Genomic DNA, 19845 nt, shown 5'->3' on the forward strand with positions numbered 1-19845 from the left:
CCAGCGTGGGAGGTTTTCGCGTTTATTAAGGTTGTTCTTTGCAAGGGTTCAGCTCTTGGACGTTTTCTTCGTTGAAGTCATCCGCATACCCTTTCGGCGGAGGTGTCCAACCACGCTCAGAACGGGAGAGCTTATCGTGACGATCCTTTTGCATCTCTTCTGCCATCTTTTCTTCAAGATGGATAAACAGTTGACGGAAGTTGTTATCGTAACGCTCTCCTTCAGAATCGTCTGCCCATGCTTCGTATAACATGTCAGACTTTCGGTCTTCCACGCGTTTATAGGTTGCTTTCTGTTGCTCTACATAGAACGGGTGAATGCCCAGTGATTTCATAACATGACCGCCCATCTCCAAAGCTGAATGATAGGTTTCAGATTCAATAATATCTGCGCCTGCTTGACGAAGTAAGTAACTATGTCCACGGTCAAAGGCGCGCGCAATGATTTTCACCTTCGGATACGTGTGCTTGACGTATTTGACCAGTTCAACACTCGCTTCTTGATTGTCGATGGCTACGACAATGGCGGCAGCGTGCTCAATGCCAGCGGTATGTAGCATATCCGGGCGCATAGCGTCCCCGAAGTAGGCACGAGTGCCTATTTGTCGCATGTTGTCGACTTGGCTTGCTTGGTGGTCGAGTACAACCGTTTCCACGCCATTAGATACCAATAAGCGATTTACGATCTGACCAAAGCGACCAATGCCTGCAATGATGACGGTGCCTTGCTCTTCAATGGTGTCACTTTCGCGCTCATTCGATTCACTTTCAAAGCGAGGAAGAATCACTTTATCAAATAGAATGAATAGACCAGGCGTTAGGAACATAGAGATCGCAACAACCAATGCCAGTGTTTGTGAAAGCTCGAATGGGATTACGTGGTTTTGTACCGAGAAGCTTAATAGCACAAAGCCGAATTCACCCGCTTGCGCCAAGCTCAAAGTAAACAACCAACGGTTACTGCCTTTGATACGGAAGATAAACGCAAGTGCGAATAGAATCGCTGCTTTCAGAATCATCACGCCAAGCGTTAGACCGATGATCAAACTAAAGTCGCTGAACAGCACTGAGAAGTCGATGCCAGCACCTACCGTGATAAAGAACAGGCCAAGCAGCAAGCCTTTAAACGGCTCAATATTTGATTCCAGCTCATGGCGGAACTCACTGTTCGCCAGTACTACGCCTGCTAAGAACGTACCCAGCGCAGGGGACAGACCCACTAGGCTCATCAAAGCTGCAATGCCGATCACCAGCATCAATGCCGTTGCAGTAAAAATTTCACGCAGACCAGAGCTTGCTACGTAGCGGAACAGTGGACGACTTAGGAAATGTCCGCCAACAACGACGATAGCAATAGAAGCCGTAATCACTAGACCGTAAGCCCAGCCAGGAAGTCCAGCCACTAGGCTAAGTTCCTCATGGTGTTCTGCAGCTGCTTGCGCTGCCGATTGCGCTTGTTCTACCAACTCTGGTAGTGCCAATAGCGGAATAAACGCCAACATTGGAATTACGGCGATATCTTGGAAAAGCAGCACCGAGAACGCGTTCTGACCACCTTCTGTTTTGGTCAGTCCTTTCTCGCTAAAGGTTTGCAGAACAATCGCTGTTGATGATAGAGCGAAAATCAGACCAATGGCCAATGCAACGGTCCAAGTTTGTCCAAAATAAAGCGCGATGGCCATGATCAGAGCAGCGGTTCCACCGACTTGTAAGCCACCTAAGCCCATCAAGCGGTTACGCATTGCCCACAGCATTTTAGGTTCAAGCTCCAAACCAACGAGGAACAACATCATAACCACACCAAATTCAGCAAAGTGTTGAATTGTTGTGGTTTCTTCACCTACGAGGCCGATAATAGGACCAATGACCACACCCGCAATCAAGTAACCTAATACCGAGCCTAAGCCTAGACGTTTTGCTAAAGGAACGGCGACGACAGCGGCAATAAGGTAAACAAAGGCTTGTAAGAATATCCCTGTCATGATGCTTCCTTAATCAGTTGTGGTAATGCACTGTTGAGTTTGATGAGCGATGCCGCTGCTTCAAGATCAAGTGTGTCATTGACCAACGCATTGAGCAGCGTTTTGTAGCGTTCGACATGCTGTGGAATTCGATCTTCTTCTTGAGCGGTACGGGAACCAAACAATGCAAGTGGAGCAATGTAGTTCATCCCAGTCAGTGCCGACATTTGCTCGATAGGAGCTAATAGCTCACGGATGGTGAAGTGGTTGTAGCCTTCGGCTTTATAGGCCTCTTCTTTACCACCTGCGGATAAGACACAAAGCATGGTTTTGCCATGAAGCTCTGTCCCTTCCGAACCATAAGCAAAGCCGTATTCTAAAACCAGATCTTGCCACTCTTTTAAAATGGCTGGCGTGGAATACCAGTACAGCGGAAATTGAAAAATCACCACATCGTGGTCGCGCAAACGCTGTTGTTCTCGGTCAATATTGATATTGAAGTGCGGGTACTCGGCATAGAGATCGACACAAGTGACACCTTCAATTGTATTAGCTGCTTTAAAAAGGGGAGTATTCACCTCTGAGCGATGCTGGGAAGGATGCGCAAAGAGAATCAATACTTTTTTATTTATCATAGGAATCCTTGCTATGCGTCTAAACCATTTTTGGTATAAGAATGAAAGACTTTTGGTTGCTGTATCAAACTGTAACCCATAAACCTTAACCTATCTACATTACTGATTGAACATTGAAAAGCTAAAATCACTTTCAATGAGATATAAAAAATCTTCAAAGTTCACTGCTTTTTATCTTCCTTAATAAACGCTTGAGCAGCTCCTTTATTAGAGAAAGATGGATGCACTTAACAGAAGTTCTCAATCTACAAATTTGGTGTGGGTTATCTCGTTTAATGTACTAGGTTTTTTACTCTATTTTTTGAGAATCAACGCATAAAAGCGAACACTTGATATCCTCACACCTGCATCAAAGAAGTTATCTAGAAACCTGCATCCGAGTTGATACAGGGATGAGCAAAACGACTTATTTCAAAACCATGTAAAATGATAAATTTGACGAATGTGATAAGCGAAGAATGCCGCAGATTAACGTTTACTGAGAGCAGGGTGTTCATCGGAACGGCGTATTTCGAATTTTATAAACGCCAACTAGATCTCAATCTTTGTTATTTTTTCGTCATAGAGGCGTAGAGAGTGCAAATAATTCATAGGTTGAGATTGGAAAGTGCACAAATCTGTTCTTATGCTGAATAATAACCTCAAGTTATTATCGATGTGGAATATGGCCAAAGATCTTTTCTCTAATCTCGACCTCAATTTGTTGAGGACGTTTATTATCCTCCATCAAGAACGCAATATGCGTAGAGCCGCTGAGCGTTTGTTTGTCTCGCAGCCGGCTGTAAGTAAAGCACTGCAGCGCTTAAGAGACCATTTCGAAGATGAGCTGTTCGTGAAAACCCATCATGGCTTGCGAGCTACCGAGTACGCGAATGATTTAGCGGAAAGCTTAGCGCCGTTACTTGATGAGATATCGATGACGTTAAATGGCTCAAAAGACTTTAACCCATTAGAGATGAACGGGACGGTCAAGATTGCGTTAGCCCCTTTTATCCTTAGTTCCTATGCAAGCGAAATTTTTCAAGCAATCAGACAGGCGGCACCCAATGTGCAAATTCATTTACTGAACTGGTCGCGCTCTACCATGGATGAAATTATTAAGGATGAAGTTCTGCTTGGTGTGAACTACGAAATCAACCACGCTCCCAAAGAGCTCTTGACGAAAGAAATCGTAAAAGATGCGTTTTGTGCTTATGTTCGAAAAGACCACCCCTTGCAAGGTGATCGCCTACGAGTGTCAGATTGCCAGCATCTTGAGTTTGCGACCGTGATTGCCGCTGACTGGAACTCTAATATCTCATTTTCAGAAAAAATAATGAAGATCAAAGGGGTAGAGCCAAACATTGCGTTTCGCTCGGAACTCCCGTCAGCAATTATTGATGTGGTCGCAAATTCAGATATGGTGTTTCCGGCGTCTAAAACCGTGAATGTCGATAAGTTGTATAAGCTCCGTAGGCTTGATATTGAGCTCGATGGTATGGTGATCGAACCGTCTCTGCTGGCTTACTACCACCACAAGAATCGACATAATGAGATGGTGCACTGGTTGCGCAATATTGTAACGGAGATTATTACCGGACACCTAGAGCGAGAGTCGTAACAATAATAACCCTCAGTTATCACGCCTTATACCTCTGTTTATTAATAACCCGCCGTTAAGTGCGGGTTTCTTTTAAGCAATTAGTACCAAAAAACACTGTTCAATATACTTCTCTTCATCGGGCAGGGAGTCCACAGAACCTGCAAGAGGCAGCCCTGAATTTCGACAAATTAAGAGAGTAAATCATGAAAGTTAAATTACTGAGTGCAGTTATCGCAGCATCTTTTCTAGCTGGTTGTTCATCATCAAGTTCTTCGGACTCCCCTAGTGAGCCAGCAGGTGTGGCATCGGTACAAACCTTCGAAGGTGAACATTTCGATGGAATGGCAATTCAAGGCGACAATGGTGAGTACAACACAGTCGCAATCCGTGGCGTAGAAGGTAACACCGTATTTAATGTCGGTGGTGAACTGTACTTCACCGACGGTGATGTCGTGAAAGATGCTTCAGGTAATGTGGTTGGTAATATCGAAGTTCGCAATAACGAGTTGGTGTTTGTGAATGACAAGGGTTTCGTGCACTTGAGTGTAGAAGATGGTCGATTGGTGGTGGAAGAAGTAAAACCTAAGATTGAACATCCTATTGAAGAAGATGTAGATCCTGACTTTGGAGGCGGTGTTGTTCCGACATATGGTGACATCATTGAACTTGAAGGTGCGGCAGTAATCGTTGGTGATAATGGGAATCATGTATTCATCAGTAAAGATGAAACAGACACTGTAAACATTGTTGTTGGTGATTCAGGTGCTTTTTACACCGTTAATGATAGCGAGATTAGAAATGAAGACGGTGACATTGTAGGTCATACATCAAAAGAAGGGGATAACTACATCGTGCGCTTAGAAGGTGGCACAGAGGTGGTATTCCGCAACGAGGATGGTCGTTTATTTGCCGGAGTTACGAACCGTCCAGATATTAGCCACCCAATTGAAGGGGTTCCAATGCATCCGATTGAACTGCCGTCGCCAATTAACCCAATCGAACCAGAAATTAGTCACCCAATCGAAGATGTCACTAATTTGCCTACAAACCAATTAACTAAAGAACAGCGTGCAGAGCTGAAACAAAAGGTTCAATCCCTATCACAAGAGCAACGTCAGGAAATAAAAAGAGCGATTCGCGACCGCGTTGAGCGCTCGTAAACCAAATCGCATAAGGGTAAGTAGCAAGGAGCCGCTTGATTTAAGTGGCTCCTTTTTTCTTTTCGAATCTTTCTGATAGGTATTCCAATGAATAAATCTCTGACGCTGCTTTGCGCGCTCTTTGCCGTGCCGTGTTTTTCTGCTGACTACAAAATGCCAGAGTTTGGTTTAGACGTGTCCAATACAGATGATGAATGGATTGTGACTGCTTCAGGGTACTTACAAGCAACGGAAGAATGGAACATTTCTGCTGAAGTGGATTCTACGGGGTATTTAGAATTGGGGACGGGATATGGCGTGATGCTCGGACAGTTCTATACAGAAGCATTTGTGAGCTATGGCCGTGCAGATCTGTTCGATGTGTATGATGCGGGAGTATTTACCGGAACCGCATTAGGGGATGATTGGATGGTTTTCGCCAACAGCTCTCATGAGTGGAGAACCAGCTCAATCGGTAAGTCATTCCCATTATTGGAAAAGACAGAAAGAGAGTGGAAAAACACCGTTGGTGCAAGCTATACACCGATTGATTTTATCCGGCTTGGTTATTCGTATAACTACGATAAAAAACTCACAGAAGGCGGTCATCGAACCAATCACGAAGTACGTATTACTTTAAAACCAAAATGGGTAGAGCCTTATGTGAAGTACACATTTGGTGAGCATCGAGTTTCGCCGGGCTCGACCAAGATAAGTGAAGAGAACAGCGTAGAACTAGGTATTAATTTTAACTTTTAACTAAGGTGGGAGTATGAACTTTCAATCAATTATTCTTGAGTATGCAGTGGCGATTATGGGCTTACTTTTGACAGGAATAACCCTCTAAGCAGGATGCTCAGAGGGCGACAAAATTAACGGTTGATGTTGTAGCGAGCCATTGCCGCTTCTTCTGTTGTCACGACTGTTTTACCAATCGGAGCCAGAGAGATAACCGCCAGTTTCAGGTGTTGAAGTGCGAACGGAATACCAATGATGGTTACGAAGCATGCTACGGCAGAAAGTATATGACCGATTGCCAACCAAATACCTGCAAATACAAACCAAATCACGTTACCAATCACGCCAAGCGGGCTAGTACCGATGTCCATTTCATTGGTCAGTTCATCTCGTGAAACCGCTTCTTTGCCGAATGGGAAGAACGAGAAGTTACCCATCACGAAACAAGCGCGTCCCCATGGAATGCCGATGATGCTGATGAAAGCCAGTAGTCCGAAGAACCACCATAGCAAACCCATGAATACGCCACCGAATACAAACCAGATGATGTTGCCGAGTGTTCTCATTTAAAACCCTTTTTGATTTATAGCGTTGTGTTAAGTATGTCACACGAATCTTAACAGAGGATGAATGGACGCACTTTATCTTAAATAAGCAATCATTGATGAGAATGCCTATTCGATTGAGGGAAAAACAGAAAGCGTGTTGCGGGGAGAAAAGAGAAAAGGCTCCCAACGATAACGTTAAGAGCCTCCTTAGATTACGCGATTGCCAAGTTCAAACGTGGCACCGGTTTGTCATTGATCGGCAGGTGAATAAGAGCCGCGATAAATGCTAACACGACTGTTGACCACCAGATTGGATCGTAAGAACCGTAGTAATCGTAAATGCGACCACCAACCCAAGCCCCCAAGAAGCTGCCTACTTGGTGAGTGAAGAATACTAAGCCGTACAAGGTTGAAAGGTAACGAGCACCAAAAATCTGGCGGACCAAGCCTGAAGTCAGTGGCACCGTGCCTAACCAACAGAAGCCGATAGCACCACCAAAGATGGCAGCTGTGTGTTCGGTGACAGGTAAAGTCACAAAAGCACCGATTACGACTGTACGCATCAAATACAAAGCAGACATTACATGGCGTTTACTGTAACGGTCAGCCATCACGCCCCAGAAGTAAGAGCCAAAGATGTTGAAGATGCCGACATACGCCAGAGCCATCGCTGCTGTTGAAGCGGGTAAATCTTTATCTGCCAAGTAACTTGGTAGGTGAGTGGCTATGAACATTACATGGAAGCCACACACGAAGAAACCAGCGTGGATCAACCAGTAACCTTTGTGTGCAAAAGCTTCTTTTAACGCCTCTTTTAGGGTTTGCGTATCTTCTTGAGCATTTACTGCGTTGTTGGTTTGTGGTTTTGCCGTTCTCATGAACAACGCAAACATCACCATAAAGCTACACAATACGGCAAACACCTGAAGCGCACCTTGCCAACCAAAGTCACTTAATAGCGCTTGTGCACCGGGGATCATCGCAAACATGCCGAATGAGCCCGCAGCAGTTGTCAAACCAAATGCTTTTGCCGCGTGTTGGGCAGGAACCACTTTCGCCACAGCGCCTAGCACAATCACATAACTGGTCGCGCTTAAGCCGAAACCAACCAGTACACCCAGCGACAAATACATCATGGTTGGTTCAACTGCGATAGAAGTCAGGTAAAGACCCAAAGCGTAAGAAATGGCACCTAAAATGATAATACGCTTCGCGCCCCAACGGTCTGACGCCATACCAACAAACGGTTGGAACACACCAAACAACAGGTTTTGCAAGGCAATAGCAAAGCTAAAGAACTCGCGACCCGTTTGGAAGTGGTCTGAAATTGGCATCATGAAAATGCCGAACGATTGTCTGATCCCTAGACAGATAATCAAAATCCCTATTCCAAGCCAAACAAGAATTGGAAATCGGAAAATACTCATAATTTGCTCTTATTAATGGTGATGGTGGTGATGAGAGTGATCCTGATGTTCGCCGTCGCCAGTGGTCTGATGGCAACCGCTGTTGATGGCTTGCTCTGCTAATATTTCCAATAACTTAGGTGAGTTATGGACGATGATTAACGACAGGCCCAACATGACGGACATTCTCAGCACCTGAGCGAAAATGGTTTGAGAAAAAAGCATGCATTGTGCGCTCAAGTAGAAAAAAGAGCGCGAAGTGTAGAGATAAGTCTGTGATGACACAAATGATAAAAAGTGAAGTGAGGTATGCGTTTTATGCATACCTTATTGAGTGTCCAAAATACCAACAATTGGCTTAAAAAACAGGGTCTAAAACAGACAGCACTCGACAGTTTCCCAATGGATCAAATATCACCATGATGGCTCTGGTTTCTGTAGAAACATTGCACGTGTCTATCACCGTTGTAGTGCCTGTTTCTCTGATTTCAATCGGAACATTTGCGGTATTCGCACCCACAATGATCTGGCTCGACAGGGTTCTTTTGCTCAGATTAAAGATCCGTTGGGACCCATCCACCCAAACATCACTGTTGATACCGCCTTGGAGTTGGCTAGCATCCATAACGAATACGGAGACTTGAGTATTGGTTGTACTGCTCGTGTCGGGCTTGTCTTGGAAGACGAGGTCATAAAAACCTGTGTTAGCGTCACCAAAAGCAAAGATCACTTGAGGATTAGAGACAGCAATTGAACGTGTCTCACTGACTAAGGTTTGCTGGCTATTGGTTTCAATCAAATCAAACGTGATATCAAAAGTACTGGCGTTTTCTTGAATCAACAGCAAGCCTGTTTCTGTCGCTCCATAAAGTGGCAGATTGGAATAAATATCTTCTTGCAGGCTGCCATAATTGGCTTGAACACTGATATCTGAAACACCGCTCGGGTTTTGGTTGACGAAGTTAACGGTCTGAAAGTTGAGAGCTCTTACCGCAATCTCTGGAGCTGAGGAGTCGCTCCCTCCACAACCGGTGAGTGCGCTCGATAAGGTGATAATTGATAAAACTGACATCCACTTCATTGTGCTGTCCCTATAGAGTTAATGAGAGTCAGTGCCAACCAACAGGACCCGACGCTTGGCGCATCGGGCCATTCTAATTAAGACAGTATAGTGGATGCTCGCTGGCTTACAGTTTTTGTTCTGCCGTTACTAGTGGGACGCGAGTTGATACAGCGTGCAGTGCGATGTTGTGGATCATTTCATCGACCGTTGTACAGCAGTCCATAAGAATTGATACCTCGTATTTTTCTGCCGCTTTAGAAATCGCAGTATGAGTGACACAGTTTTGCGTCATCATGCCAGTTACTAATAGCTCTGTTACCCCTTGTTTTTGGAGTACTTCTTCAAGGTTTGTTTGTTCAAAGCCGTCCGCAAAGTGTTTGATGACCACATCGGCCTTTGGCGCTAGCGCTAAGATCTCAGGGTGAATGTCAGCGCCTTCAGAACCTTCATTAAAGAAAGGTGCAATGCCCATTGCTGGATCGGCGATGTGCTGAATGTGAATGACAGGAATATTTTTCTCATTCGCTTTAGCAATTGCGCTTTTGATGTTGTTTAGTGTTGCTTCTGTATTCCATAGAGGAAATTTACCGTTAGGGAAGTAGTCGTTTTGTAGATCGATAACAAGAAGTGCTGCTTGGCTCATGGTGTTTTCCTTTTGTTTCCAGTGAATGTGTTGCTTTGGTATGGGAGCTATTATGCGTGCTTTCTTTTATCTTGCTTAGTGTCTAAAATGACAAAAAATAGGTCAAAAACGACAATTGGAATGAACAAGATAAACGTTGCTATTGTGAACTATCCGGGGGCTTCAAAAGCATCAGTCTATGGCTTGCAGGAGCTGTTTGAGATGGCAAACCGCGCTTCGATTGAGCTGGATGTCGAATGCCGCTTTCATGCGGACATCATCGATTGGAAAGAAGAGAGTATTCGAGCTGATGAGTTTACGGTGGTCATACTGCCGCCAAGCGGTGCGGAGCAATATTACCTTTCGCCAAGTGAGGCGTTAACGTCTTGGCTGTTTGAGCAGCACATAGCCGGTGCGGTTGTGGCGTCTGCATGTGCAGGCGCGTTTGTTCTCGCTCACGCGGATTTATTGAATAACAAAGCGTGCACAACACACTGGGGGCTGGCAGGGTTATTCCGAGATAGGTTTCCTAACGTGACGCTTAAGCCCGAGTCCATCCTTATCAACGAGGGCAGCATCATTACCGCTGGTGGCATGATGTCTTGGCTTGATTTGGGGTTGGAGCTGGTTTCTCAGCTAAGTACACCAGCAGTGATGCGTTTGTTGGGAAAGATGCTGGTGGTCGATACTGGTGCCAGAGAGCAACGTTTTTATCAGCAATTCACACCTAACTTTCAACATGGTGATAGTGCCGTTCTTAGTGCTCAGCACTACATGGCTGATCATTTCTCACATGTGATTTCAAACCAAGCTCTATCGGGGAGCAGTTGTTTAACTGAGCGCACGCTTCAGAGACGTTTCCAAAAAGCGACAGGTTTGAACTTGAATCAGTACCTGCAGCATCTTCGTGTGCAAAAGGCGTGTGATTTATTAGAGTCGAGTAACTTAGCCTTTGAAGTCATCGCTTATCAAGTTGGGTATCAAGACGCGAGCGCGTTTCGCAAAGTGTTCATCAAAACAATGGGATTGGCTCCCAAAGCGTTCCGAGCTCGTTTTAGTGCTTAATTATCGACGCACCGACTGTTCAATGTGCTGACAAATCGCTTCGGCAAGTTGGTGGCTAGCGATATTACGCGCTACGATATCAGAGGCGATGTTGCCGGACTGGATAACTTCAAACCAATCCAACAGCATAGAGTGAAAACCTTTACTGGTCAGCATTGGCGTCCAATCTTTTAAGCTCAACTTCTGCTCTTGATTGTCTTGCCACAGTTTCCCTTCAACAAACGAATCAAACTCCATTGCTTTGTTTGAATAGCACGCTTGGACACGCTCTGTGGTGATCCCAAAATGGCGGTTCATGGATGCGTGAAGTAGTGTCTCACCATGCTGCCATTGGATATCCAAACGAGCCAGTTGGTCACCATCCATTTGATGTGTAATGTAAGCGTCTTTCAGATCTGCTCTGGCCGTGATGTTCACACTATCAAGAGGGTGGATAAAATCATCAAAAATGAAGGTGCGGATATCCCCCGGTAATTGATGACGGTTCTTCTCCCAACGCAGAGATTTCAAGCCTGAAAGTTCGCCTTTCTGGATGCTCGGCATATGTTGATTGTAGAGCGGGATATGACGGCGATTGAAACCAACATACAAAGGCTGTTTCACGCGTTCTGCCAGTTCATATAGCTTTTCTACTTCAGCAGCGCTGTCTGCCAAAGGCTTATCAACGAATGTCGGGATGCCTTGTTCTAAAAAGAAAGACGCGATTTGAGAGTGAACGCTAGTAGCGGCGTGAATCATGACCGCATCTACGCCCATGCCAACCAATTGTTGATAGTCTTGGCAGGTTTCTGCGATTCGATACTGTTGAGCTAGTGAATTGAGTGCGTTTGCATTGCGGGTACAAAATACCAACTCAACATTTGGAAGCTGAGTGATAACAGGAAGGTAAGCTTTTTGAGCAATGTCGCCCAAACCTATGATGCCAATTTTCATCTGGTTCTACTTTGTTTGTTAGCAAGACCAATATTATAACTGGAACAAGAATGATTTTTGGGAGTGAAATGCCATAAAAAAGCCTGACTCACGTTAATGTGTCAGGCTTTTAGGTATTTGTTTTCGACTAAGACGTTCTGCAAGTCTTAAAGATATCTAAGGTGCCGTCGTAAGCATTGGTTTCTACATCCATAATGCCCAACAACGAGTGGAAGACATTATCGTGTGAGTGCGTTGCGGTTTGCTGCGCTTCTTGTTCCAAGCAATCGGTGTTGACATGTTTGGCTTGCTTAAAGCCTGGTGACATCCAAAGCATCATAGGAACACGCTTTTGGAAATCCGGTGCTAAACCATAAGGCATACCATGTAAGAACAACCCGTTTTCGCCCAGAGACTCGCCGTGGTCAGAGACGTAGACCATCGCCGTGTTGTATTTATCTTCCAACGTTTTCAGTTTCGCAATGGTTTGATCCAAGACGAAGTCTGTATAGCGGATCGTGTTGTCATAAGAGTTAACAATTTGCTCCACACTGCAGTTTTCAATATCTGCGCGAGGGCAGTCTGGTTGGAAAAACGCTTTGTCTTTCGGGTAGCGCTGAAAGTAAGTCGGACCATGGCTGCCAATCAAGTGAAGCGCCACAACTCGGTTACCTTTCATGCTCGCGATTTGGTCGTCCAAATTGTCTAGCAGCGCCATGTCGTAGCAGGTATTGCCGTTGCAAAGTGTGTTTTGTTTGCCGCGTGCGACATCCATCTTATTGATCTTATGAGCAACCCCCTTGTCACCACCGTCGTTGTCTTTCCACATCAAATCAATGCCAGCGCGCTGCATGATGTCCAATGCGTTATCTTGATTGTCTGCTTTACTGCGATCGAAGTCGTGGCGTGGTAATTGAGAGAACATACAGGGCACAGAAACCGCCGTTGCGGTACCGCAGGAAGAAACGTCTTGGAACGAGATGACGTCTAACTTGCTGGTGTATGGGTTGGTCTGTCGTTCATAGCCGTTGATTTGATAATTCTGAGTTCGTGCCGTTTCACCTAATACAAAGACAAGCAGCGTCGGCTTCTCTTTTGCTTGCTCTAGTGCAAGGTGGGATTGTTTCGCATCCGTACCAATCTCACGATAGGGCTCTGGCGTCGTTAAGTAGTTTTCTTTTACATAGCTAGAGATCGCGTACACGTATTGAGTCGGGATGATGACTTTTTTTAGGTAACTATTGTTGCGACCAACCGACGCATAGTCTTGATAATAAAGCCCTGCGATGATTGCGATAACAACCAGCGATGCCAGCATAGATACTATTTTGGTTAGCGCAAAGCGAAGCCATTGATCTTTGAGTGGTTTGAACTTCAGTTTGAAAACAAGTAAAGCGGGGATGACACCCATGATGACAGTCCAAATGACCGAATAGGTACTCAGGTAAGAGCTGGCTTCACTGGTGTCTGTCTCTACGATATTGGTGATCATGTCTGTGTCAAACAAGGTGCCGTAGTTGTAGCTTGCGTAACTCACCATGCCCGATGTGATAAGCAGGAAAATGAAGAATGGCTTGCCGATCCAGGGCCAACTGAATAGGTTAAATAAGAAGTTCAGCGCAGCAAAGAAGAAGATAGGAATCGTTATGATGAAACCTATTTTAACTTGATCCAATCCTGAAAAAATATGAACGAGCTCTTTGTAGATAGGAATATTCACTACGAGAGCGAAATACAATGCAAGTAAAAGCGTGAAGGTAATATAAGAGATACCTTTAGCTGGGGATTCAATTGTCTTCATAAGTGACATTCTTCGGTTGGTCTAAAGTAAAATCGACGCCCAAACAAAAAGGGCGAGAAAAAGCGCAACAAAAACTGCTGCGGAGCCAATGTCTTTGGCTCTTCCACTGAGTTCATGCCAGTCATCGCTGACACGATCGACAACCGCTTCGATGGCGGAATTAATCAATTCAACAATCACGACCAACAGAAGGCTGCTGATCATCATGATGTGTTCTAAGGTGGTGACAGGAAGCAAGAATGCGCAGATAGAAAGTACGAGAGTGAGTACTAGTTCCTGTCTGAAAGCGGCTTCATGAGTCCATGCTGCTTTCAATCCTTGAAGTGAATAGCCGGTTGCGTCCAATATCCGGCGAATGCCTGTTTTACCTGGTTTCAAAATGAGGGCCTTATACGACTAAGCCAAAAAAAGAGAGGGCAATGAGGGATCAAGCCCCCTAAAGAAAAGGCATCTAATTACGCTTGGAGAGTAGAATAGTGATCGTGAAACATTTGTGAAATTCACAGCTATAAACTCAATTATTTATGCAATTGATGAGAATTTATACTTTATGATTCAAGGTCGTATACTGTGTAGCCTTTGTTTGCTAGGCATTTACGAAGAACCAATGCTTGAGTTTTGGTTGAATCACTAGCACCACCAACAGCACCGGCGCCTGCTCCGACAGCTGTGCCCGCAACCGCACCCACAGCAGCCCCGCCGATGCCATCTTCTAATGCGCCAGCAACGGCACCGACCAATGCTCCAGTAACCGCTCCATTTTGTGCTTCCGTTTTAGCGGCTTCACCTTTATCTACTTTTTCTGCGTAACCTTGGCAGTAAGTAAAATCTTGTTCGTATTGGGCTTGGTCAACATTGGTCATATCGACAACAGGTTCTTGGTTGTAAGCACAAGCAGCAAGTGTGGAAGAAAGGGTGACGAGAAGAAGAGGTTTATACATTGCGTTGATCCATTATTGCTGTGAATTTATGGATTAAATGTACACTGTTTTATTGTGGTACTCTGTCGGCCAATTGTATTGAAGTGTCGCCTTTTGTAATGGCGTTTACGGGAGTATTGATAAGTTTATGAATTTACTTGGGAAAGCAGATTGTAAAACACGCACCACCGTACGGGCTGTGTGAGACATAGACTTCGCCGTTCTGTAATTCAACGATCTGTTTGACGATGGCAAGCCCCAAACCGAAGCCACTGGTGCTCTTGTTACGTGATTTGTCAGCACTATAAAACGCGTCAAACAAATGAGGCCAGTCTTTCTCTTCGACACCACAGCCGTCGTCGTGTATGCGAATACAAGACTTCTCAGGCGTCTCTACAATCTCTAGCACGATTTGGGTTTGTGCATAACGCATTGCATTGCGAAGTAGGTTATCTAAGGCGCGTTTTAGCAGTTTTGGGTCGGCGTCAATGATTGCCTGTTGTGAGCTCGTGTCGTCAATCAAGATAGAAAGTTGGGTGTCACGTTGCCACTTGGGTAAAAACGATTGAGCAAAGCTTGATAAGGCGACAGAGGAAGTTTGAATCTCGGCATTTGGTCGCTCCATTTTTGCATAGTAGAGCAGTTCTTCGACCATATTTTCCATTTCATCAATGTCTTCTACGATGCTCTTTATGTATTTCTCTTGTTGTTTGTTAAGTGTCGAGTCAGCTAAGAGATCCGCTTGCCATTGTAGCCGGAAAATCGGTGTACGTAGTTCATGCGCGACAGCATTGGTAAGCATCTTGTTGGTCGTGATCAGGCGAGACACTTTCTCTGCCATATGGTTAAAGCTTTTGTTCAGAGTACCCACGGATTTGGCACTAGACGTATCGGCTCGAGCATTAAAATCACCAGAGGCAAAATCGACAGTGACCTTCTCAAGTGCTCGAACACGGCGGCTTAGGAACCAAATCAATAAGACACAGTAAAGCGCGAAACCAGCTAGAAAGAAAAGCCAAACAATGTTGTCATCAAAGTTAATGGCTTGAATGATAGGGCTGTTGGGGTTTTCGCTCAGTTTAAAAATTGGGGAGCCAGGTTCAAAGCGAAACCATAAATCTCTCTCATCATCGAAGGCCGTATTAACGAAAGGATCTTCATCAAAAACTTTCTCAACTTCAGGAGGGAGGCTCGTCATCTCTTGCGCTATCAGCAACATGTGGCTTGATGTCGCAAACTTCTCTAGCTGCTGAATGGTGTAATCTTCTCCTTTATCTTGGTAAATAGGGTAGATCAATTCATGGAAAGCCTGTGCCTCGTGTTCTTCAAGTAAGTAGTCATAGTCCGTATTTAATTGATAAACAATGACTTCATATCCAACCAAACTGGCGACGAAAAGAATGATCAGACCTAAAAAACTTTCCAGATAAATTCGTTTCATTACGCGTTCCAAGCATCAGGCATAAAGAGGTAGCCTTTACCACGGACAGTAATGATTTTTTGTGGGGGAGTTGTGCTATCGCTAAGCTTTTTCCTTAACGTTACAATTCGGTTGTCAATCGTACGGTCAGTGCCATCGTATTCGATTCCACGCAACGTTTTGGTAAGCCACTCGCGAGAAAGGGTTTGTTCAGGATGGCTAGCGAGTACCCAAAGTAAATCGAATTCACCATCGGTGAGTGCAATCGGCTCATGATTTAGATTACAAGCTTTGCGTAATCGGTTTAGGCATAACACACCGATTTCAAGGCAGGTATCGGAGTCTGAAGCTGTGGTTTCCTTGCGGCGTAACAACATACGAATACGAGCAAGCAGAACACGCGGTTTAATCGGCTTAGTTACGAAATCATCGGCACCAATTTCAAGCGCAGCAACATGGTCAAAATCATCATCACTTGCGGTAAGCATCAGCACTTTGCCTTTGTAGCATTCGCGGATCTGGCGGCAAACACTCAATCCATCTTGCCCCGGCAGCATCAAATCTAAAAGAACGAGATCTGGCTGGCTTTCAAGAATTGCCTCGGGTGCATCGGTCCCATTGTCGAAACAACTGACTTCAAAGCCCTGCTCTGCAAAGTATTCGCTCAGCATAGCCTGCAGTTTGGGATCGTCTTCCACGATGATAAGGGATTGCTTAGTGTCTTGTACGTTCATAGCAGTGATGCATCTTGTAGGAATTATCCCTGAAACTTAAACAAATTTGTCAGGGATTTCAATAAACGCATTTGCATTGATGACTTGTTATCCTAAAAGTTTTTTACCTTGTTAGTATGGTGACTTCTACGTTTAAGGCTAAACACATTCTTAAAAACGTATCTAGCCTAGGAACAACTCTAAGGTTTTCGATCTTGCTGATATGGCTCGCTGATGTATCACAAAATGACGCTAAGTCTTCTTGGCTCATATTAATTCTATTTCTTTTACTTCTTAGTTCGTTGATCAATTGGCAAGTTGAGCTTGATGTAAGATCACTTGAAGAGGGAAGCGCATTTACGTTATTAGGCTGCATGGGATTGTGATCAGAAAGTATTTAATGCAATTAGTAAAAATGGTACTGAGATTTTCGTCCATTTATATGTAATTTATGACAAGCTATTATGTGAATGAATGACATAAAATTAAAAATAATTAGCTCTCTTATCAAATAGTATAAGAAGAATTATGAGGTGGGAACTTTTAAATTATAAAGTAATGATGAATATTTCCTATTTCCATTGGTTACATGAGATTTAGTAAATGCATTTATTATTTAGAGAAAAATTCAAACATAAGTATAGTGTCCCAGTTTTATTCTTAGCTTCTTTTTTACCACTGAAAAGTAATGCGTCAGTTGAAAAAATTGAAATACCGACTTTGCATCAAAGTGGAGTTGTTAACGTTGGGCAAAGTATTACGGGAAGCGTTAATGGAAGCATGGGATTGAACCTTTATTCTGCAACGGGGGAGAGGAACAATTACTATTGGATTGACGCTACAAGTAACGAACGATTGATGAATGGTATCTTGTATACACCGAAACAAGTTGATGCTGGGAGAAGCATTTCTCTATGTTTAGACTCATCGTGTTCTGCTTCCGTCTATGTGAACTCTCCTGATCGGTTAAGAACTGCTAATGATTTTATTGATTATCGAGACTGGTGGTCTGTGAGTCAAACAGTTCAAGATAATGTTGTACTGAGTGCAGATAGCGATATCGGCATTACAGTGGATTTTTCATATATCGGACCTACTGGGGATGACGAAGAAGGTTCAAAAGTTGGTATTGGCTTATGGTTGAGTCTGATACAAGATAAAGTTGATAAAAAAGTTATAGCAACTCAGGTAAATGAGGGCACCAATACTCCGGATCTAAGTGGGAAAAAGGTAGACGTTCAAGCAAATTACGAATTGAAGAGCCTTAATTTGGCTCCAGTAAATGTGGTAGAGATATGTGAGGATGTTTACTTTGATGTAGGTAGCACAACTTGGAATGCGTGTACTACTAGGATTGTTGCTGAATCTGATTGTGATCCGTACTGCCGTCCACCTACTAAACAACAGTTTGATGTTCTTTTCCCTTCGACATCGTTCAAACATGAAGAGGATGTTTGGAATGCAGATAAAACTGCGAAAAAAACTTACACAGCAGCCCCGTCTTTTGAAGGAGATGAGCATCTTCTAAATTCATATTGTAAAGCACTAGGTGGCAAGATAAGTGCACTTTCTGCGGCCGATATGCAAACCCTTGTCAATGAAGATATGGATGAGATTGATGCGACTTGGCCTGGAGAAACAGGGTACTGGTCAAGCAATCACATCGAATCCGGTTTCGCTGTCACTGGTGGGTGGGGAGAAGTCACTATGCTAAGTGATGATCTTTCCGTTCAAAAAGCACCTCGCTCTTTCTATAAAGGATATTATATCTGTAAGAAAAATACGGATTAATATTTATTGTTAGCACTATTGCTTTATTTTTACAAGAAATGCTAGCAATAGTTTGTTCTATTTAATAAGTGTTGGTTAGCGAGATGTTTTAATTTTTAAATTCTTGCTAACCAATTTTAATCTGTTTCATTTAACATAGGAAACTGAGCTTCTTAATTATAACTCATCAGAAGATTTAAAAACCTATTACTTAATGAAATAAGGTAACGAACAAACGGAAAGGTATTATGAAAAAGTTTTCATTTATTTTGTTTTATATATTAGTGGGTTCAATACCCCAGAAAGCACTATCCGGAACGTCAGCATCAGCGCTAGACAATTTAGGTAATCTAGAAATAGTCTCCGAAAGCTTCTCTATAACGCGACAAAGCATGGGTACATCTGGGCAGTATGTACTTTTTTCCTATGTTGATGGTGAGTTGGCGACGAACTTTGATAAACAAGGGAACTCTCAAGATATCTACTGGCAAGCTGAGAATGGTGTCAAACTGAGTAGCAAAGTTTACTTAACCAGTAACACTATTGAAACCAATAAAGTACGATTTTGTATTGATAACAACTTGAAGGTTCAGTGTTCTGAGTATGTGAGCAGTCCTGTAAGTACTAGACAGATCATTGAGAATACAGGCGGTATTGAAATCGATTTTGTTGACAGTGATAACCTTATGGTGGGTGTACAACCAGAGTCCTACTCTCAGTCTATTGATGGGGCGGGAGTGTTTTCGTTCATTTACCAAGAGCACTTGGATCAAAATGAACGCGTACTAGACAATACGATTAGTTATTTTGTCGATGAACAAACATTGATAGGCAAAGCTGTTACTAACGAAACAAGCTCTATTAAAGCTTGTGCTGTGGGTGGTTTTTCAATTGGTAATCCGACTCTTGTAAGTGATTGTTCTCCTTCGTATCAAGTTGATGATGGGGTAGGTGAGACAGCCTTGTGTCTTTACGAGTATGCACACTATAAAGGGCGAAGTCTTTGCTACTCCACCAAAGATATAAACAAACCTTTGAAACTTCCTGCTGACTTTAACGACATCACGTCATCTTTCACTATTCGTAATGGGTATCGTGCGACTTTAGTTTCTGACTATGAATTTGGTCGAAAAACTAAATATAGGACTTATTACAAGAATGAAAGGTTTGTTAAGTATCTGAATGATAAGACATCTATGATATTGATTGAACCTGATGATAGTCTTGCCTGTTTTTACGAAAATGATGACTTTACAGGTAAGCGTTTATGCGTTGCACCAAAGAAAGCGGTATACGACTTGAGTGATAATTACATCTACACGTTTTCCGCGATGACAATATCTCCACGTCTAACTCGTGGCTACAAAATCAAGTTGGGTAAAAAACGCGGTAAACACCATTACTATGGTTGTTACCGATGGACACGAATCTGGCATTCTTCAAGTCACTACAATGATAAAGCTGCAAGGATCTGGGTGAAGTAGTTGTAATTCGTCACACAATGTGAAGACACATTTCAGGACGGGTCAGTCAAAACAAAAAAGCTCCGAG

General features: G+C 43.7%; 19 protein-coding genes. 6 read left to right on the forward strand and 13 right to left on the reverse strand.

Annotation, left to right across the window (positions count from 1 at the left end):
• Positions 1-25 precede the first annotated feature (25 nt).
• Together BCT11_RS08510 and BCT11_RS08515 are read right to left on the reverse strand one after the other, a co-directional pair.
• Positions 26-1981, reverse strand: a complete 1956-nt coding sequence (locus BCT11_RS08510; RefSeq protein ID WP_102387969.1) for a monovalent cation:proton antiporter-2 (CPA2) family protein — start codon at positions 1979-1981, stop codon at positions 26-28.
• Positions 1978-2595, reverse strand: a complete 618-nt coding sequence (locus tag BCT11_RS08515) for an NAD(P)H-dependent oxidoreductase (RefSeq protein ID WP_039975008.1) — start codon at positions 2593-2595, stop codon at positions 1978-1980. The genes BCT11_RS08510 and BCT11_RS08515 overlap by 4 nt, the downstream gene beginning before the upstream one ends.
• A 664-nt stretch (positions 2596-3259) precedes the next feature.
• Here BCT11_RS08515 and BCT11_RS08520 point away from each other — a divergent pair.
• From BCT11_RS08520 to BCT11_RS08530, 3 genes are all read left to right on the forward strand, one after another.
• On the forward strand, positions 3260-4195 hold the full coding sequence (locus tag BCT11_RS08520; RefSeq protein WP_038877812.1) for a LysR family transcriptional regulator: 936 nt from the start codon (positions 3260-3262) through the stop codon (positions 4193-4195).
• Between the two features lie 185 nt (positions 4196-4380).
• Entirely contained in the window at positions 4381-5337 is a 957-nt protein-coding gene (locus BCT11_RS08525; RefSeq protein ID WP_102387970.1) for a hypothetical protein, read from the forward strand.
• Between the two features lie 87 nt (positions 5338-5424).
• Complete coding sequence (locus BCT11_RS08530; protein ID WP_061034497.1) at positions 5425-6075, forward strand: hypothetical protein; 651 nt, start codon at positions 5425-5427, stop codon at positions 6073-6075.
• 113 nt (positions 6076-6188) lie between these two features.
• Here BCT11_RS08530 and BCT11_RS08535 read toward each other — a convergent pair whose 3' ends face one another.
• The 5 genes from BCT11_RS08535 to BCT11_RS08555 form a co-directional block, all read right to left on the reverse strand.
• Positions 6189-6620, reverse strand: a complete 432-nt coding sequence (locus BCT11_RS08535; protein ID WP_009704819.1) for a YccF domain-containing protein — start codon at positions 6618-6620, stop codon at positions 6189-6191.
• Positions 6621-6814: 194 nt separating this feature from the next.
• Positions 6815-8029, reverse strand: a complete 1215-nt coding sequence (locus BCT11_RS08540) for an MFS transporter (protein WP_102387971.1) — start codon at positions 8027-8029, stop codon at positions 6815-6817.
• Positions 8030-8041: 12 nt separating this feature from the next.
• The gene (locus tag BCT11_RS08545; protein ID WP_005535284.1) at positions 8042-8194 is read right to left on the reverse strand and encodes a hypothetical protein; all 153 of its coding nucleotides are present in this window, start codon (positions 8192-8194) and stop codon (positions 8042-8044) included.
• A gap of 172 nt (positions 8195-8366) precedes the next feature.
• A complete protein-coding gene (locus BCT11_RS08550) occupies positions 8367-9089 on the reverse strand; it encodes a hypothetical protein (RefSeq protein ID WP_102387972.1) in 723 nt (240 codons plus the stop codon).
• A gap of 106 nt (positions 9090-9195) precedes the next feature.
• The gene (locus BCT11_RS08555) at positions 9196-9714 is read right to left on the reverse strand and encodes a cysteine hydrolase family protein (RefSeq protein WP_102387973.1); all 519 of its coding nucleotides are present in this window, start codon (positions 9712-9714) and stop codon (positions 9196-9198) included.
• A gap of 120 nt (positions 9715-9834) precedes the next feature.
• Between BCT11_RS08555 and BCT11_RS08560 the strand changes: the two genes are divergently transcribed.
• Entirely contained in the window at positions 9835-10758 is a 924-nt protein-coding gene (locus BCT11_RS08560) for a helix-turn-helix domain-containing protein (RefSeq protein WP_102387974.1), read from the forward strand.
• Here BCT11_RS08560 and BCT11_RS08565 read toward each other — a convergent pair whose 3' ends face one another.
• The 6 genes from BCT11_RS08565 to BCT11_RS08590 all read right to left on the reverse strand — a co-directional run bounded on the left by BCT11_RS08565 (position 10759) and on the right by BCT11_RS08590 (position 16545).
• Positions 10759-11691 (reverse strand): Gfo/Idh/MocA family oxidoreductase, encoded by a 933-nt coding sequence (locus tag BCT11_RS08565; protein ID WP_102387975.1) that lies wholly within the window; start codon positions 11689-11691, stop codon positions 10759-10761.
• Positions 11692-11818: 127 nt separating this feature from the next.
• Positions 11819-13471 carry a phosphoethanolamine--lipid A transferase gene (locus BCT11_RS08570; protein ID WP_102387976.1) on the reverse strand — a complete coding sequence of 551 codons (1653 nt, stop codon included), beginning with the start codon at positions 13469-13471 and terminating at the stop codon, positions 11819-11821.
• 21 nt (positions 13472-13492) lie between these two features.
• A complete protein-coding gene (locus BCT11_RS08575) occupies positions 13493-13849 on the reverse strand; it encodes a diacylglycerol kinase (protein WP_102387977.1) in 357 nt (118 codons plus the stop codon).
• A gap of 170 nt (positions 13850-14019) precedes the next feature.
• Positions 14020-14412, reverse strand: a complete 393-nt coding sequence (locus BCT11_RS08580; RefSeq protein WP_038877700.1) for a glycine zipper family protein — start codon at positions 14410-14412, stop codon at positions 14020-14022.
• A gap of 133 nt (positions 14413-14545) precedes the next feature.
• Positions 14546-15832 carry an ATP-binding protein gene (locus tag BCT11_RS08585; RefSeq protein WP_102387978.1) on the reverse strand — a complete coding sequence of 429 codons (1287 nt, stop codon included), beginning with the start codon at positions 15830-15832 and terminating at the stop codon, positions 14546-14548.
• Positions 15832-16545, reverse strand: a complete 714-nt coding sequence (locus BCT11_RS08590) for a response regulator (RefSeq protein WP_042604941.1) — start codon at positions 16543-16545, stop codon at positions 15832-15834. The genes BCT11_RS08585 and BCT11_RS08590 overlap by 1 nt, the downstream gene beginning before the upstream one ends.
• 582 nt (positions 16546-17127) lie before the next feature.
• Between BCT11_RS08590 and BCT11_RS08600 the strand changes: the two genes are divergently transcribed.
• Together BCT11_RS08600 and BCT11_RS08605 are read left to right on the forward strand one after the other, a co-directional pair.
• Positions 17128-18315, forward strand: a complete 1188-nt coding sequence (locus BCT11_RS08600; RefSeq protein ID WP_102387979.1) for a hypothetical protein — start codon at positions 17128-17130, stop codon at positions 18313-18315.
• 227 nt (positions 18316-18542) lie between these two features.
• Positions 18543-19778 (forward strand): hypothetical protein, encoded by a 1236-nt coding sequence (locus BCT11_RS08605; protein ID WP_133152139.1) that lies wholly within the window; start codon positions 18543-18545, stop codon positions 19776-19778.
• The last annotated feature ends 67 nt before the right edge of the window (positions 19779-19845 follow it).

It is taken from the genome of Vibrio sp. 10N.222.52.B12, from assembly GCF_002875385.1.
In the GTDB taxonomy this organism is placed as follows: domain Bacteria; phylum Pseudomonadota; class Gammaproteobacteria; order Enterobacterales; family Vibrionaceae; genus Vibrio; species Vibrio jasicida.

Excerpts from the sequence above, each read along its gene's own strand:
- BCT11_RS08520 (WP_038877812.1), top strand. The coding sequence starts at position 3,260 with ATGGCCAAAGATCTTTTCTCTAATCTCGACCTCAATTTGTTGAGGACG.
- BCT11_RS08590 (WP_042604941.1), bottom strand. The coding sequence starts at position 16,545 with ATGAACGTACAAGACACTAAGCAATCCCTTATCATCGTGGAAGACGAT.
- BCT11_RS08530 (WP_061034497.1), top strand. The coding sequence starts at position 5,425 with ATGAATAAATCTCTGACGCTGCTTTGCGCGCTCTTTGCCGTGCCGTGT.
- BCT11_RS08585 (WP_102387978.1), bottom strand. The coding sequence starts at position 15,832 with ATGAAACGAATTTATCTGGAAAGTTTTTTAGGTCTGATCATTCTTTTC.
- BCT11_RS08515 (WP_039975008.1), bottom strand. The coding sequence starts at position 2,595 with ATGATAAATAAAAAAGTATTGATTCTCTTTGCGCATCCTTCCCAGCAT.
- BCT11_RS08535 (WP_009704819.1), bottom strand. The coding sequence starts at position 6,620 with ATGAGAACACTCGGCAACATCATCTGGTTTGTATTCGGTGGCGTATTC.
- BCT11_RS08570 (WP_102387976.1), bottom strand. The coding sequence starts at position 13,471 with ATGAAGACAATTGAATCCCCAGCTAAAGGTATCTCTTATATTACCTTC.
- BCT11_RS08565 (WP_102387975.1), bottom strand. The coding sequence starts at position 11,691 with ATGAAAATTGGCATCATAGGTTTGGGCGACATTGCTCAAAAAGCTTAC.
- BCT11_RS08600 (WP_102387979.1), top strand. The coding sequence starts at position 17,128 with ATGCATTTATTATTTAGAGAAAAATTCAAACATAAGTATAGTGTCCCA.
- BCT11_RS08540 (WP_102387971.1), bottom strand. The coding sequence starts at position 8,029 with ATGAGTATTTTCCGATTTCCAATTCTTGTTTGGCTTGGAATAGGGATT.
- BCT11_RS08580 (WP_038877700.1), bottom strand. The coding sequence starts at position 14,412 with ATGTATAAACCTCTTCTTCTCGTCACCCTTTCTTCCACACTTGCTGCT.
- BCT11_RS08560 (WP_102387974.1), top strand. The coding sequence starts at position 9,835 with ATGAACAAGATAAACGTTGCTATTGTGAACTATCCGGGGGCTTCAAAA.
- BCT11_RS08525 (WP_102387970.1), top strand. The coding sequence starts at position 4,381 with ATGAAAGTTAAATTACTGAGTGCAGTTATCGCAGCATCTTTTCTAGCT.
- BCT11_RS08555 (WP_102387973.1), bottom strand. The coding sequence starts at position 9,714 with ATGAGCCAAGCAGCACTTCTTGTTATCGATCTACAAAACGACTACTTC.
- BCT11_RS08510 (WP_102387969.1), bottom strand. The coding sequence starts at position 1,981 with ATGACAGGGATATTCTTACAAGCCTTTGTTTACCTTATTGCCGCTGTC.
- BCT11_RS08605 (WP_133152139.1), top strand. The coding sequence starts at position 18,543 with ATGAAAAAGTTTTCATTTATTTTGTTTTATATATTAGTGGGTTCAATA.
- BCT11_RS08545 (WP_005535284.1), bottom strand. The coding sequence starts at position 8,194 with ATGTCCGTCATGTTGGGCCTGTCGTTAATCATCGTCCATAACTCACCT.
- BCT11_RS08550 (WP_102387972.1), bottom strand. The coding sequence starts at position 9,089 with ATGAAGTGGATGTCAGTTTTATCAATTATCACCTTATCGAGCGCACTC.